Here is a 14,688-nt window from a genome sequence, read left to right as displayed (position 1 = left end):
ACCATGAGCTCGATCCTTGAGCTGCCCGGAGACTCCTGGACGCAGGCCGTTCCCGCGGAGGTACAAGCCCGGGCGATCGACAACCTGGAAGAGGGACGGGTCCTCTACTTCCCTCACCTCGCCTTCGCGCTCTTGCCGGAGGAAGAGGCGTTTCTTCGGCCCACATGGAGCTCGGGTGGGGCAAAGAACATCGGCTTTGAGCGGGAAACCGGCAAGATTTGGGGAGTCAGCGGGAGCGAAACCGAGAAGACCGCTCTTTCGCGGATGCTTCGCCGATACGCGGACAGCACCCGCGATCTTCTTTTGAACCTCTTCCCGACCTACGCGGCCTCTCTGATGCAGGCGAGGACGAGCTTTCGGCCGATCGAGATCGCCGGCCGAGCTTCCTCCTACCGGAAGGATGACACCCGTCTTCATGTCGACGCCTTCCCTTCTCGTCCGACGGGGGGCCGGCGGATCCTGCGGGTGTTCAGCAATGTCAACCCGGAGGGCAAGCCCCGCTGTTGGCGAATCGGGGAAGGGTTTCGAGAGTACGCCCAGCGGTTTGCCCCCCGCGTCGCTTCACCGATTCCGGCCTCGCGCTTCCTGCTCTCCCTCACTGGAGTCACCAAGGGATACCGCAGCCTCTACGACCACTACATGCTCGGTCTCCATGATCAGGGCAAGCTCGACATGGAGTATCAGCGGCAGAGCCCGCAGGAGCCGTTCGCCTTTCCTCCGCACACGACCTGGATGTGCTTTACCGACCAGGCGCTCCACGCGGTGGATTCCGGCCAGTACTTGCTGGAACAGACCTTTCACCTGCCGCGGGCGGCCCTGCGGCATCCCGAGCTATCCCCGCTCACCGTGCTGGAGGACATCGTGGGACGCCCTCTCTGCACGCCCAGCCGTTGAGGAGCTTCTGCGGGATTGCGCAGCCATGCGGCTCGTGTCCCCGCGTCTTAGATCCGCACCGAGGCGATCCGCGCGGTCATAAAGAAGCCGTACAGATCCGGTCCACGGGGTGTCTTCCCCGGCCGGCTCGGCTCCGGAGGGAAGCATTCGCATGGGCCTCGAAAGACGGCTTCTTCCGCGATCTGCAGGCGCAGGCATCGAATGCTCCCTTGCACGTCGGCTCCTTTCCGCAAGTCGAGCGAATTTTGGACCGAAAGGCTGCCTCGGACCTTCCCTTCCACTTGTAGGTCCATGGTTCTGATGTCCGCCCGTACGTCCGCTTCGGGACCGATCCAGACGATCCCCTCCGGGGCGTAAACCGTGCCCAAGAAGCGGCAGTTGAGGACGAGCCCGCCGGAAGAAGCAAGCGCTCCCCGGAGCTGCACCCCAGCCCCAAGGAAGCTCGCCTCCTGCCCGCGTGTCGACGATTCCGGCATCGGGGCGGTTGACGCAACGACCCGGCCGGCACCGGCCAGGAGCAACTCCGGGTTCGCTCGCGCGGGTCGCGGCGAAGCAGCAAGAGGCAAGGCCCGGGATGAGGAAGGCTTCTCGTGAGGAGAGACACTCGCGAGCAGGGAGGAATCCTCGGGACGAGGGGCGGCGGATGCTTTTTTCGCCAGCTCCGCTTTTTTCAAGAGCTTGCCGAGCATCGAGGAAAGCTTTGCCGCCGCCATGCGACCCTGTCGAGGAAATTTGCCTTTGCCCTTCCCCTATGCTAAGGGGAGCATTCGATTGTTGCGGCACCACCAATAAGCGAGCCCGTCATGATTCATCACATCTGCTTTCTAGAAACGCTCCCTTCCACCACTGCGGCCGAGCAAGATCAGCTCCTGATCGAGATTCGGATCCTGCTGCTCAAGCTTCCGGATATCCACAACCTGCGCGTAGGCCGAAACCTCGATCCCGCCGATCCCTTCTCCCTTTTCCTCTCCTTCGACATCGACTCGCTCGAGAAGCTCGCGTTCGTGCAGCGCAACGCAATCTACTATCAGTTCGAACGGCAGATCCTCGATGCGCATGCCAAGCGGGTCATCCGCTACAGCTTCGACATGGACAGCGGCAAGGAGCCCGGCTGAGCGATCAGGCGTTCCAGGACGGAGCGCAGGGCGGCGATCGACCAGTCCAGCTCCTCCCCGGTGACGACCAGCGGGGGAGTAAAGGAGAGCACATGACGATCGGGGCCACCCGCCAGCAGAATCACGCCCGCTTGCAACAGCGCGGTGCTCCACCTTCCGGCTAACGCGGGATTCGGCCTGCCCCCTTCGTCCGTCACCTCCACGCCCGCAAAGAGCCCGGATCCCCGTGCGTGCCGCAGGGGGGATCCCGGAAAGGTCAGATCGCGCAGCCCGGCCAGCAGCCGTCCGCCTTTTTCTTCCACGGCCAACCCCGGGCACCGCTCCTCGATCTCCTCTAAAAAAGCGCAGGCCATCCGGCAGCCGAGAGGACTTCCGAGGAAGGTGCTCGTGTGAAGCGCCTCTCCATCGGACTCCGGCCAGACGTCCATCACTTCCCTCGGGCCGATGCAGGCCGAGATCGGGAAACCGCCTCCGAGCGGCTTCCCGACGCAGAGCAGATCGGGCACCACCTTCCACCGTTCGCAAGCAAACCGGGGCCCGGTACGAAAAAATCCAGTAAAGATCTCATCGAGAATGAGAAGCGCACCCTCCTCATCCGCCACCTCGCGCAGGAGCGGCAGGAACCAATCGGGAGGCGGGACCATGCCTCCCCGCCCAAGCATCGGCTCGACGAGAATGGCTCCCGCAGCCCGGGTCGCCAAGGCCGCCTTCAGCTCCGCGGCCAGAGCGGAACGGCAACCCGGATCGCATTCCGACGAAGGACGCTCGCCCCTGCCCCAGGGACACCGCCAGCAGTTCGGGAAGGGCAAGAAGCGGACCCGCCCAGCCATCTGCTCCAAGAAAGGCTTGCGGAAATCGCCCAGCTCGGTCGCCTCCATTGCCCCGTAGGCCAACCCATGATAGCTCCCCCGGAAAGCGATCAGTTGCGGGCGCCCCGTCGCCAGGCATGCGGTCTTCATCGCCGCCTCCACGGCATCGCTGCCCGAGCAGCCGAGGATCGACTTGGCCTCCCCCCGGCCCCAGGCCTCGAAGGTGACCCGGGAAAGGGCCTCCAAAAGCCTGGCCTTTTCCGCAGAGGGATGGACGTCCCCCATGCCGATGGCAAGCCGCTCCAGTTGCGTCCTGCCGGCGAGGGCGATCCCGGGAACGGAGTATCCCAGGGCCGCCACGCCGAATCCCGCCGTCAGGTCGAGATAGCGGTTTCCGTCGACGTCCCAGACGTTCACCCCTTCCGCACGCTCCCAGAAGATCGGAAAGTCCGCAGAAAGAAAGGTCACGTTCCGGGACTCCCACCGACGCAGCCGGGTGCAAAGCTCGGAGGAGCGGGGCCCCGGGATCTGCGTCTTTTGTGCGGGAATCATGGCCGGCTCATTGCCAATGGGTCCGAAATATGCTTTGTAGAGGGGGAAAGCGCAAGAGGCGCGGCGACGGACGGGCGCAGGCGGAAGGCGCCGCCCAATCGCCATTCGAAACAAGGAGGCAGGAGAGATTATGGTAGCGGAAGGTCCTGGTGTAGCCGTTGCGGAGCTAAAAGCGCCCGCGTCGTCCCTGAGCGCCGAGATCCAGGTCGATCTCTACCGCCAGATGGTTCGCATCCGCCGCTTCGAAGAAAAATCGGCTCAGGCCTTCATGCGAGCCGAGATCAAGGGATTCTGCCACCTCTACATCGGGCAGGAGGCGGTCGCCGTGGGCGCCCTCTCGGCTCTCGAACCGCGCGATGCCGTGATCACCGCTTACCGAGACCACGGGGTCGCCCTGGCCCGCGGGACCCCCGCGCGAGCCTGCATGGCGGAGCTGCTCGGAAAAAAGACCGGCTGCTCGCGGGGGATGGGCGGGTCGATGCACCTCTTCGACCGGGCGAACCATTTCTACGGAGGGCACGCGATCGTGGGGGCTCATACCGCCCTGGCAGCGGGCCTCGCCTTCGCCCAGCAATATGAGAGCACCGGGGGGATCACCCTCTGCCTCCTTGGCGAAGGAGCCGTGAACCAAGGGGTCTTTTCGGAGACGCTCAACTTGGTTTCCTTGTGGAAGCTCCCGATCGTCTTCCTGATCGAAAACAACGACTACGCGATGGGGACGAGCGTTTCACGCTCCTCGGCCGGGCTGCCCTTGGTCAACCGGGGATCGGCTTTCGACCTGGCCGGGCGGACGGCCAACGGCATGGATGTCGAAGATGTGCGCGAGAAGGTGGCCGAAGCGGTAAGCCTGGCGCGAACCGAGCATCTGCCGACCCTGCTGGAAGTCGCTACCTACCGGTATCGGGGGCACTCGATGTCCGATCCCGATACCTATCGGACCAAGCAGGAGATCGAGGAGTGGAAAAAGCGCGATCCGATCCTCCTCTATCGGCAACGGCTCGAGGAGCGCCAGGTCCTCTCGGAGTCTCTGGCCAAGCAGATTGATGGGGAGGCTCGGGCCGAAGCTCAGGACGCGCTCACCTTCGCGGAGGAGAGCCCGGAACCCGATCTTGATCTTGCCTTCTCCCTCCCATTTTCTCCCGAAGACCAGATTGACCCGATCCCGCGGCCGCGCTATAGCGACCTCTGAATCCTGCCATGGCTAAGATCACCTATCGCCAAGCCCTCAACCAAGCCATGGCTGAGGAGATGGAGCGGGATCCCTCGGTCTTCCTGATTGGAGAGGAGGTCGCGGAGTACCAGGGCGCCTTCAAGGTCTCCCAAGGGCTTCTGCAGCGCTTCGGCGCCAAGCGCGTTCTCGACACGCCCATCAGCGAAGCCGCCTTCTCGGGGCTTGCGGTGGGGGCAGCCCTTTACGGCCTGCGTCCCATCGTCGAGTTCATGAACTGGAGCTTCTCCTTCGTTGCCTTCGACCAGCTGGTCAACAATGTCGGCTCCCTTCGATTCATGTCCGGTGGGCAGTTCGACCTTCCCATGGTCTTCCGCGGGCCGAGCGGCGGAGGCACGCAGATTGGCGCGACCCACTCCCACTGCCCTGAGAGCTGGTTTGCCGGAGTCCCGGCCCTCACGGTCGTGAGCCCGGCCTTTCCCGATGACGCCAAAGGGCTGCTCAAGAGCTCGATCCGCTCGAACAACCCCGTCTTCTTTTTCGAGGGAGAGCGTCTATACGGGATCGAAGGCGAGGTTCCCGACGAAGAGTACCTCACCCCGATCGGACAAGCGCGGATCTGCCGGGAAGGCTCCGACCTGACGATCGTCAGCGCGGGCTACGTGACGCACACCGCCCTTTCGGCGGCGGAGGTGCTCGGCGCAGAAGGCAGGGAAGCCGATCTGCTCGATCTGAGGACGATCAAGCCCTACGATTTCGACCGGATCGCGCAATCGGTCCGGAAGACCAATCGGCTCGTGATCGTCGAGGAGAACAAGCCGTTCTCCGGCTGGGGCGCTCAGGTCGCCTACGATGTCCAACACCGCCTCTTCGACTGGCTCGATGCTCCGATCCTCCGGGTGACAGGGCTCGATCTCCCGCAGCCCTACAACGGGGCGCTCGAGGCCAAAGTCCTTCCGAATGTCGAGAGGATCCTCGCCGCGGCACGCCAGGTCCTGCGGTGACGGGTGGGGATCGGCCCGGGCGGGCCACGGGAATGGGAATGGAATCCACCGAAGGAAAACGCCGCCGGGTCACCGAGATTCTCTCCATCCTCCGCCGCCTCTACCCGGACGCCCGGCTCGCCCTCGCCTTTTCCAATCCACTCGAGCTCCTGGTGGCGCTGATCTTGGCGGCTCAGGCCCGGGACGAGCTCGTGAATGTGGTCGCGGCTCCCCTCTTCCGCAAGTATCGGAGCGCTGCCGACTGGGCTGCCCTGCCCGAGGAGCGGCTCCAGGAAGAGCTCAGAAAGATCAACTTCTATCGCAACAAGACCCGTGCGATCCAAAAGGCATGCCGTGCGCTCATCGAGCGGTTCGGAGGAGAGGTTCCCGACCGGCTCGAGGATCTTCTCACCCTCCCCGGTGTCGGGCGGAAGACAGCGAACATCGTTCTTGGCAATGCCTTCGGCCAACCCGCGATCGGCGTCGATGCCCATGTCGGACGGGTCTCGGGAAGGCTCGGGCTCACCGATCAGACCGACCCCGACAAGATCGAGGCCGATCTCCTCGCACTCGTGCCCACCTCGGACCGGGTCGCCTTTTGCCACCTCCTGCAGGCCCACGGCCGGGCGGTCTGCCTCGCGCGCAACCCCAGGTGCCCCCATTGCGAGCTGCGGGACCTCTGCCCCTATCCGCAGCGCGCTACGGCATCGTAGGTTCGCCCGTTTCTCGGGTCGACCTCCTCCTTGTCCCCAGCAGCGCTCAACGGTGCGGACGAGGAATTCCGTAGGCTCGCGAAAGGTAGTTCCCGATCGCTTGGGGATCGTCCAGGAAGAGGCGGCCCTTGGCTTCTTGCCAAGGGAGGTCCGAGCAGGCGAGGGGAAGCTCCCGCTGGAGGATCAGGACCGGGCAAGACTGATGCGCTTCTCCGAGCCGCTCGACAATTTCGGGCCGGGGACGGGGATAGCCCACGCGGCGGACGGCGAGAGCCTCCCCAAGCTTCGGGTAGAGGGCGAGAAGCCCCTCGAAGATCGCGCAGTGGGGACAGTAGTAGGGCGCTCCTTCCCCGTCCTGGAATCCCGGAGCAAGGAGGAAGAGGAGATCGTTCATGCCTCCATTCTACCGGCCGGGACCAGAATGCGCACCTCGCTTCTTCCCCCGTTTCGCCGAACCGCTCCTGGCTCCCACCTCCCCAAGGGGAATGCCGGCTCCTCATGGCCGGAACTTCAGCGTTTACAGAAGGCCCAACTCTCTCTATGGAATGGAGGACTCGATGGCGACTAAAAGCGTGGTTTCCGCCGCCGATCCCCGTTTCCTTCAGGAAGACGGCTGCGAAGTCTTCACCGGAAACGAGGCGATGGTGAAAGGGCTTCTGGAAACCGAGGGAGGCACGCACCTGTGGACCGGCTATCCCGGCTCCCCGGTCTCCGGCATCTTCGATACGGTCGAGGCCATTGCGGGCCTTTTTCAGGCCCATGGCATGCAGGCCACCCTCGCCAACAACGAGGCCCTGGCCGCCGCGATGCTCAACGGCTCGCAGATGCTCGGCCTGCGCGCCGTGGCCGTCATGAAGAGTGTCGGGCTCCATGTGGCCGCCGACGCGCTGGCCTTGGGGAACCTGAGCGGGGCGCATCCAGAAGGCGGCTGCCTCGTCATCGTCGGAGACGATCCCTGGAACGACTCCACCCAGGTTCCGGCCGACTCCCGTTACCTTTCGCAGCATCTGCATATGCCCGTGCTCGAGCCGGCCACGCTCCAAGAGCTCAAGGATTGGATCGACATCGGCTTCCACCTCTCCCGGAGAGCCGGCCTCTATGTGACCTACCTGGTGACGACCAACCAGGCGGACGGGGGCGGCTCGGTCCAAGTCCGGCGCAACCACTTTCCCCGCATCAACGCGCTCAGCCCCGTGGCGCTCGACACGGCAACGATCGACTACGAGTCGCGAGTCCTCCTTCCGCCGAGGACGGGCCGACGAGAGGAAGACCTCGCAGCCCGGTACCGGCGTCTCTGGGCCGCGGCCGAGGAATGGGAGGTCGACCGAGTTCTCCCTTTCCGCCATTCGCAGAATCGGCACCGATTCGGCCTCGTCAGCTCCGGGATGGCCGCCGCCTATCTCGAGCAGGCCCTGCAGGAGCTGGGACTCTTGGGCGAGGTTCCCGTTCTCAAGCTCGGGCTCACCTACCCGATCAACCCGCAGGTCCTTCTCCGCTTCGCCAGCGAAGTAGAAGAGCTCGTCGTCGTGGAGGAACGCCGTCCGTTCCTGGAGGAGGCGATCTGCCTCGCGCTGCAACAGGCCGGCGTCCTCCAGAAGGTGTGGGGAAAGACCCTTCCCAGGAATCTGCCGGGCATTCCCACCCACGGCGGACTCCATCCCTCCCTCCTCATCGAGCGGATCGGCCCTCTGTTGACTCCTGTGGGGGACCCCTCCCGGCAAAAGGCGGTGCGCGACTGCCTCGACCGTCTCCAGAAGGCCTCGGGGCCTTCCTGGCAGCTTCCCGCAAGGACTCCGACCTTCTGCCCGGGATGCCCCCATCGGGATTCGGCCTCGGTCTTCCTGGAGATCCAGCGCGATTTCCGCGATCCGGACTACATGCGGCGCCGGCATCGGCGGGAGCCGGTCGATCTCGTCTTTCACGGAGACACCGGCTGCTACACGATGTTGATGTTCGAGCCGACCAAGTCGCTGATGCACAACTACAGCGGGATGGGCCTGGGCGGAGGGACCGGCCTCGGCATCGACCCGTTCATTCGCAACAAGCAGATCGTCTTCATGGGGGACTCGACCTTCTTCCACTCGGGTCAGATTGCGATCTCCAATTCGATCAAGAATGGGCAGGATCTCGCCTACATCATTCTCGACAATCGCACCACGGCGATGACGGGCCACCAGACGACCCCGGGCCTGGAAAGGGATCTGCTGGGAAACTCGACCTTCACGCAGAACATCGACAAGGTCGTGGAAGCGATCACCACCGAAGGGCGCTGCGAGGTCATCCGCGTCAACCCGGGCTTGCGCGACCAGTATCGGGCGCTGCTGGAAGAGTCGGTGCTCCGGGATGGGGTAAAGGTCATCATCGCGGACAAGGAGTGTGGGATCCTGACCCATCGCCGGGAAACCCGCCAGGAGCGTGAGGAGATTCGGAAGAAGGGCTTCCTGCCCCAGAAACGCTACATCCACATCACCCCGGAAGTCTGCGAATACTGCCTGGCCTGCACGACGAGCACCGGCTGCCCGGGACTGACCTTCACCGAGACCGACTTCGGCCGGAAGGTGCAAACCGATCTTTCCTGGTGCGTCGCGGACGGGGCCTGCACGAAGCTCTACGCCTGCCCCGCCTTCGAGGAGGTCACGGTGGTGCGCGGGAGCCGGCCGAGCTCGGTCCTCGACTCCCTTGCCTTCGACACCCTTCCGGCTCCCTCCCCCCGAGGGTTCGCCGGAACCCACCGTCTTTTCCTGACGGGGGTAGGCGGGATGGGCATCGCCAGCACGGCTGCCGTGCTCGTTCGCGCCGGACATCGCGAAGGGTATCAGGTCCTCTTTTGCGATCGGAACGGCCTGGCGATTCGAAACGGAGCCGTCTACTCGCATATCGTCTACCGGAGCGAGGGAGCGCCGCCCACCACAGCGATTCCCCTCTATGGCGATGTCGACCTGATCTTGGGCCTCGATCCACTCGAAACCGCCCGAGCCCTCGATGGCTCTGGTCGGCTGCGGGTCGGGACGCCCGATCGGACGGGCGTCATCCTGAACTCCTCCAAGACGCCGACCGTGCTGGGCTTGCTCGGCCGGGACGATTTTTGCGTGCGAGAGCTGGAAGAACGGATCCGGCAGACGACCGACCCGCGCCGCTTTTTCCCCTGCGAGGTTTCCGCGTTCGCCGAACGGATCTTCGGCACCAAGCTTTACGCGAACATCATCCTCGTCGGGATCGCCTTCCAGCGGGGAGAGCTTCCTCTCTCGCAGGAAAGCTTGGAATGGGCCATCCAGCAGACGATGGGGGGCTCCGCCGCCACCAATTGGAGGGCCTTTCTCTTCGGCCGCTACCTGGCCCAGCACCCGGAAGAGTTCTCGCGTCCTTCCGAGCCCGCCACCCCTCAGCAGGAGATTGCCAAGAGCCTGGAGGACCTGGAAGAAGGCGGCCCGCCCGGCAAGGAGCTCGGCCAACGCCTCTGGCAGTGCATTACCCGGGGGATCGCCGGCCTTCCGCTCGAGGAATCGGACCTGCGCGACTTCATCGTTCGCATTCGGGATCTCTTCCACTATGAGAACGCCGCTTATGCCGAACGGTACGTCGCGCTCGTTCGAGCGGTCGCCGCGAAGGATTCCGCTCAATTCGGAATGGCGGCCACCAAGGCGGCGATCTGGAACGCGCACCGCGTGATGGCGATCAAGGATGAAGTCGAGGTCGCTCGCCTCTTGACCTCGAAAGCAAAGCAAGAGAGAGACCGGGAGCATTTTCGGGTCGACCCCGCGCGGGGCGATCGCCTCGTCTATCGACACATGACCCGGCCGGAGTTCATCCTCGGACCGCTCCGCCTCCGCTTCCGGATGGAGTCGCGGGACTGGATGCTCCGGCTGATGCGGCAAGCCAAGTTCCTGCGCCGGATCCTGGTCGGATGGCACCAGAAGGAGCGCGGCTTTCGCGACTGGTATTGCGGGCTCCTTGAACGCTTCCGCTTCTCCTCGCCTGCCGAGTATCACCGATGGCTTGCGATCCTGCGGCTGCCCGAATCGGTCCGGGGATACCGCGAGCTCCGGTATGGCAAGATGGAGGAGGCGCGCGCACAGGCGGACCGGCTCTTGGCCGAATCGTCAACTTCCGGTCGATCGGCCGCCGGATAGGCGGTAGCGCCTGCGCAGTCGATGTCGGTTAGTGGAGGGCACTCTCCAGGGCGACATCCTTGGCCATGCCCAGCGCCAGCGCCGAGCGATAGTGCGAGCGGGCCTTTTTCTTTTCCGGAGGGACCTCGGAAGCGTAGAGGAGGGCCAGGTTGAAGTGGCTCTCCCCGTCGGACGGGTTGAGGGTCAAGGCCTTGAGCAGCTCCCGCTTCGCGGCGAGGTTTTTCCCGCTCGCCGCGTAGGCCAAGCCGAGCTCTCGACGGATGCGAGCATTATTTCCGTCGATCGCCGCCGCCCGCTCCAAGACGTTGGCCGCGAGCAGATAGGATCCGGTCCGGTAATAGGCCATGCCGAGCACCGCATAGGGATAGGGATCCGCCGGATGGAGCTCGATCGCTTTGCGCAGCGCCTCTACCGCCTGGGCATACTGCTTTTGCGCAAACCGGACCACTCCGAGATTGCACCAGGCCGTGGCGTTGCGCACTTCCGTGTCCAGGATCTCTTCGTAAAGATCGGCCGCCTCGGAAAGGCGGCCTTCGCTATAGCGCCGCGCCGCCTCGCTCAGCAGCCGGCGGAGCTCCTCGACGGGGAGGGAGCCCGCGGCGGCAACCGTCTCCCGCAAGGAGGCGGAAGCCGCCGAAGCCCGGGGCGCGGCCGAGCTCCGGTTTCGTCCCACCGCCGACGCGGCTTCGGACCGCACGCGCGGCCCCATCGTCTCCGTTTCGGTGCTCTGCCGGAATTCCCGGCGAAACTCAGTCAAAATCTGCCGCTTTTCGGCTTCCAGCCGCTTGGCCTGATCGGAGAGGTCGGCCAGCGCCGCGCGGAGAAGAAGGTTTTCTTGCCGCAACGCTGCCTGGTCGCTCGACTCGAGCGGGCGGGGCGACAGCTTGGGGGTGGCCGGAAGATTGGCGATCTGTTGCCGCAGCCGGGCGAGAACGCCTTGGAGAGAGCGGTTTTCCTTCTGGAGGTCGCCCAGGGTGTCGAGCGACTGGCTCACACTTTTCTCCAAGCGATCGGCCAGTTGCTCTACCTCCTCCCGTTCCGTCCCGCGCGTGCCTTCGGGACCCGGCCCTCGGCCCGGCACGGCCTTTCGCAAGCGGGAGAGGTCGGCGAAGAGCTGATCCCTCTGCTCCTGGGAGCGTGTGAGTGCCGCCTGGAGATCGGCGATTCTCGTCTTGAGCGTGACCAGTTCCCGGAGGTCTGCGGGCGCCCGTCCCGAACCTCCTTCCGTAGGGAGGGGCGGCGAGCCCTGCTGGGCCAGGGTTGCCTTTTTCCCGACAACACTCAGCCGTTCGGTTGCGTAACGGAGCCGGTAACGAATCACCGCCGGCTCCCAATCCGGGTAATAACGACGGATTTCGGAGAGCTGCGAAAGCGCTTGCTGATACCCGCGACTCGCTCCGGCATAATCTTTGGCGGCGGCCAGCCGATCGGCCTCCCGTAGCGCCACGTAGGCTTCCAGGAAACGATCCTGCGGGGAAGCCTGGGCCGCTCTCGCGTCCGCCGGCAGCAGGGCCGACGTGACGAGCATCCCTATTCCCGCAGCCATCCCGACGAGAGCCAAGCCGCCAACCTTCCTCATCGTTTGCGCGCCGAGGATCGACGCTCCCCGGCCCCACGATACGCTCCCGTCCGCTCGATAGGCAAGGATGCGCTCAGCAGAGGTCGAGCCGCGCGCACCGATCCAGCCAAGACAGGAATCGTCCCGCCTGAACCCGCTCCCAGTCGAGCAGGCTCGCCAGCCGCTCCCGCGTCACAACCCCTTTCTTGTAGCCCTCGAGGACCAGGCGCAGGAAGCGGCTGGGATAGGGCTGATCGAGCCTCTCCGGCTCCTTCCTCCTTCCGTCCCACTTCCGGCTCCATTCGCTCCAGCGGACAGAGCCGAGGCGCTCCCGCAGCCCCGGACGGACCCAGCCCAACTGCTCTGACCGTTCGCCCAGCGCCTCTGCCGGGCAGCGGAAGAGCTGCTGCAGGAGCAAAAGGTCGGGAACGCCCAGGCGATGACCAGCCTCCAGCCGCATCCCGGGGTCGAAGGGGAGCGCCTTTCGCAGCTCGGGCGCCGGAAGAACGAACGCAAAGGCAAAGCGGCGCGCGCGGATCGATCGCAAATCGAGGAGCGCCTTCGGGTCGTCCGAAGCAACGCCATGAATCGACCCGCCCAATCGCCGATCAAAGAGGAGGTGGCCATATTCCTCGGCCAGGATCAGCGGCAGCCAGTTGTTGCCGCAGCCCGTGTTGCCGAAGATGGCCGCACCCACTCTCGGGTGGAAGAGAAAGGCGCTTTGCACCCGGCAAGCGGGCAGATGCGGAATGGAAAGCCGAATGCCCAACCGGTCGAGCAAGGCGACGACCCCTTCTCCGCAGATCCCTCCGATCCCGAGCCTCCTCCGTTCGGCCTCCGCCACCGCTTCCCCTTGACGAACCGCCTCTCCCTCGTCCGCCGGGTCGCCCGCGGCTCCATAATCCGGCAGTGGGGAGGCGGGAGAGGTCTCCAGCTCCGCCTCGATCCAGCCGTACTCCTCGCAGAAACGCACGAAGCGGGAGAGGACGTCCTGGTCCACCCTGGAGAAGTGATCGAGATTCGCGGCGATCTCGAGCGGATGGGCACTCGTACCCGGCTCCAGGAACCAGGAGACCGGCTTGCCGTAGATCCGAGCCAACCGCACCAGCTCCAGGCTATCGAGCCCGCGCTTCCCCGCTTCGATCTGCGAAATGGCCGGGCGGGGCAGCCCCAGCTCGGTTGCCGCTTCCTTCTGGCTCAACCCGGCGCTTTCGCGGCTCCGCCGGAGCCGTTGCCCCAATTCCACCCTAGTCAGCATGATCTTTCATTTCTCCTCCGGCTCGCGGACGAATCGCCCGCGCCGGGACGCGGCCGCCTCGACACGCCGCCTTCCTTGGATTTCACCTCGACTCCGCTCCCCTCGCAACCATTCTGCTCCCCCCTGGCGCCGCAACCACTCCTTTTGGTCAGAAGACGAGAGCCACCGAAAAGTACTTGACCCTCCGTCTCGGCTATCCCTACGGTGCGCAGACGAAGAACGCGGTGCCCGGCGCGGAACCCGATTCGTCCGTAGGAGATATGGCAAAGCAACTCACGATGCCGCAGTTGAGTCCATCGATGGCGGAGGGCCGCCTGGTCGCGTGGCGGAAGAAGGAAGGCGATCCGATCGAGGAGGGCGAGGTCATCGCCGAGGTGGAAACGGACAAGGCGGTGATGGATCTGGAAGCCTTCGAGTCGGGGGTGTTGCGGAAGATCCTGATCCATGAAGGCGATCGGGCCCCGGTGAACGCCCCCATCGCGATCGTCGGTTCCGCCGGAGAACCGATCGAAAGCCTTCTCCCGTCCTCGCCGGCCTCCGCTCTCTCGACACCACCTCTTCCCACCGACGGTCCTGAGTCCCGCCCTCCGGAGAAGGCCGGCCCAGCCTCGGACGCCACTGCACGCGCAGAGGACGGAAGCCGCATCAAGGCCTCTCCCCTGGCCAAGAAGATCGCAGCCGAGGGAGCGTTGCCGCTCTCGACGCTCTCGGGGAGTGGACCGGGAGGGCGCATCGTCAAGCGCGACGTTCTTCAGGCCCTCGCTGCTTCCTCCCTCGCGGCACCCGCCACCCCCGCGCCAGCTTCCTTGGGGGAAGAACGGCTCCTGCCGCTCTCCCTCATGCGGGAGCAGATCGGCGCTCGTCTCCTGGCCAGCAAGACCTCGATTCCCCATTATTATTTGGAGATCGAGATCAATGCCTCCCCCCTGCTCGCCCTCCGAGCCGAGATGAACGAAGCCCTGGCGGCCCTGCCCTCGGAGGAAAAGCTGAGCATCAACGACTTCTTCCTCAAGGCGACGGCCGAAGCGGCCCGGCGGGTGCCGGAAGTAAACGCCTCCTGGGAAGGAAAGGGAATTCGCCAGTTCTCGGCCGTTCATCTCGCGGTGGCCGTCGCCGTGCCCGACGGGCTCATCACTCCCGTCATCCGGAGCGCGCAAGACAAGTCGCTTCGCGAGCTCGCTCGCGTGGGAAAGGAGCTGGCCGCACGGGCACGGGAGCGAAAGCTCAAGCCAGAGGAATATTCGGGAGGGACCCTGACCCTGTCGAATTTGGGCATGTATGGCATTGAATCCTTCGCCGCGATCATCAACCCTCCCCAAGCCTTGATTCTGGCGGTCGGAGCGTTAACCAGAAAGCCCGTGGTCGACGACCAAGACCGGATCGTCGTGGGGCATCGCGTCCGCCTGGTCGCTTCGTGCGACCACCGCATCGTCGATGGAGCGCTGGGCGCCCGCTTTCTTCGGGAGATCCAAGGGCTGCTCGAACGACCGCTCAGCCTCTTGCTGTAA

Annotated in this window: 12 protein-coding genes; 7 read left to right on the top strand and 5 right to left on the bottom strand. The window is 64.9% G+C overall.

All coding sequences use genetic code 11. From position 1 onward, the window contains the following. The first annotated feature begins 3 nt into the window (after positions 1-3). Complete coding sequence (locus tag MacB4_RS00175) at positions 4-894, top strand: Kdo hydroxylase family protein (protein ID WP_206863901.1); 891 nt, start codon at positions 4-6, stop codon at positions 892-894. Between the two features lie 47 nt (positions 895-941). Here the strand turns inward: MacB4_RS00175 and MacB4_RS00170 are convergent, their stop codons facing one another. Next, on the bottom strand, positions 942-1,607 hold the full coding sequence (locus MacB4_RS00170) for a polymer-forming cytoskeletal protein (RefSeq protein WP_206863900.1): 666 nt from the start codon (positions 1,605-1,607) through the stop codon (positions 942-944). A 90-nt stretch (positions 1,608-1,697) separates the two neighbouring features. On the opposite strand from MacB4_RS00170, the gene MacB4_RS00165 reads away from it, so the two are divergent. Then, a complete protein-coding gene (locus tag MacB4_RS00165; protein ID WP_206863899.1) occupies positions 1,698-2,009 on the top strand; it encodes a Dabb family protein in 312 nt (103 codons plus the stop codon). On the opposite strand, the gene MacB4_RS00160 is transcribed toward MacB4_RS00165, so the two are convergent. Beyond that, a complete protein-coding gene (locus tag MacB4_RS00160; protein ID WP_206863898.1) occupies positions 1,970-3,370 on the bottom strand; it encodes an aspartate aminotransferase family protein in 1,401 nt (466 codons plus the stop codon). The genes MacB4_RS00165 and MacB4_RS00160 overlap by 40 nt on opposite strands. 130 nt (positions 3,371-3,500) lie before the next feature. Here MacB4_RS00160 and pdhA point away from each other — a divergent pair, with 130 nt between their 5' ends. From pdhA to nth, 3 genes are read left to right on the top strand one after another with little or no spacing between them, the layout of a single operon-like run. Further along, positions 3,501-4,559, top strand: coding sequence for a pyruvate dehydrogenase (acetyl-transferring) E1 component subunit alpha (gene pdhA / locus MacB4_RS00155; RefSeq protein ID WP_206863897.1), 1,059 nt, complete (start codon positions 3,501-3,503; stop codon positions 4,557-4,559). A gap of 8 nt (positions 4,560-4,567) precedes the next feature. After that, entirely contained in the window at positions 4,568-5,542 is a 975-nt protein-coding gene (locus MacB4_RS00150) for an alpha-ketoacid dehydrogenase subunit beta (RefSeq protein ID WP_206863896.1), read from the top strand. A gap of 38 nt (positions 5,543-5,580) precedes the next feature. Then, entirely contained in the window at positions 5,581-6,234 is a 654-nt protein-coding gene (gene nth / locus MacB4_RS00145; RefSeq protein WP_206863895.1) for an endonuclease III, read from the top strand. A gap of 46 nt (positions 6,235-6,280) precedes the next feature. On the opposite strand, the gene MacB4_RS00140 is transcribed toward nth, so the two are convergent. Continuing rightward, a complete protein-coding gene (locus tag MacB4_RS00140) occupies positions 6,281-6,628 on the bottom strand; it encodes a DUF3088 family protein (RefSeq protein WP_206863894.1) in 348 nt (115 codons plus the stop codon). Positions 6,629-6,791: 163 nt separating this feature from the next. Here MacB4_RS00140 and MacB4_RS00135 point away from each other — a divergent pair, with 163 nt between their 5' ends. Then, entirely contained in the window at positions 6,792-10,364 is a 3,573-nt protein-coding gene (locus MacB4_RS00135; RefSeq protein WP_206863893.1) for a DUF6537 domain-containing protein, read from the top strand. Positions 10,365-10,392: 28 nt separating this feature from the next. Here the strand turns inward: MacB4_RS00135 and MacB4_RS00130 are convergent, their stop codons facing one another. Both MacB4_RS00130 and MacB4_RS00125 read right to left on the bottom strand, forming a co-directional pair. Further along, a complete protein-coding gene (locus MacB4_RS00130) occupies positions 10,393-11,943 on the bottom strand; it encodes a tetratricopeptide repeat protein (protein WP_206863892.1) in 1,551 nt (516 codons plus the stop codon). 73 nt (positions 11,944-12,016) lie between these two features. After that, the gene (locus tag MacB4_RS00125; RefSeq protein ID WP_206863891.1) at positions 12,017-13,180 is read right to left on the bottom strand and encodes a helix-turn-helix domain-containing protein; all 1,164 of its coding nucleotides are present in this window, start codon (positions 13,178-13,180) and stop codon (positions 12,017-12,019) included. A gap of 260 nt (positions 13,181-13,440) precedes the next feature. Between MacB4_RS00125 and MacB4_RS00120 the strand changes: the two genes are divergently transcribed. Continuing rightward, positions 13,441-14,688, top strand: a complete 1,248-nt coding sequence (locus tag MacB4_RS00120) for a pyruvate dehydrogenase complex dihydrolipoamide acetyltransferase (protein WP_206863890.1) — start codon at positions 13,441-13,443, stop codon at positions 14,686-14,688.

This window comes from Methylacidimicrobium sp. B4 (assembly GCF_017310545.1).
Lineage (GTDB): Bacteria > Verrucomicrobiota > Verrucomicrobiia > Methylacidiphilales > Methylacidiphilaceae > Methylacidimicrobium.
The sequence above is the reverse complement of the archived record's forward strand: the minus strand, read 5'-3'. Positions and strand labels throughout refer to the sequence as shown.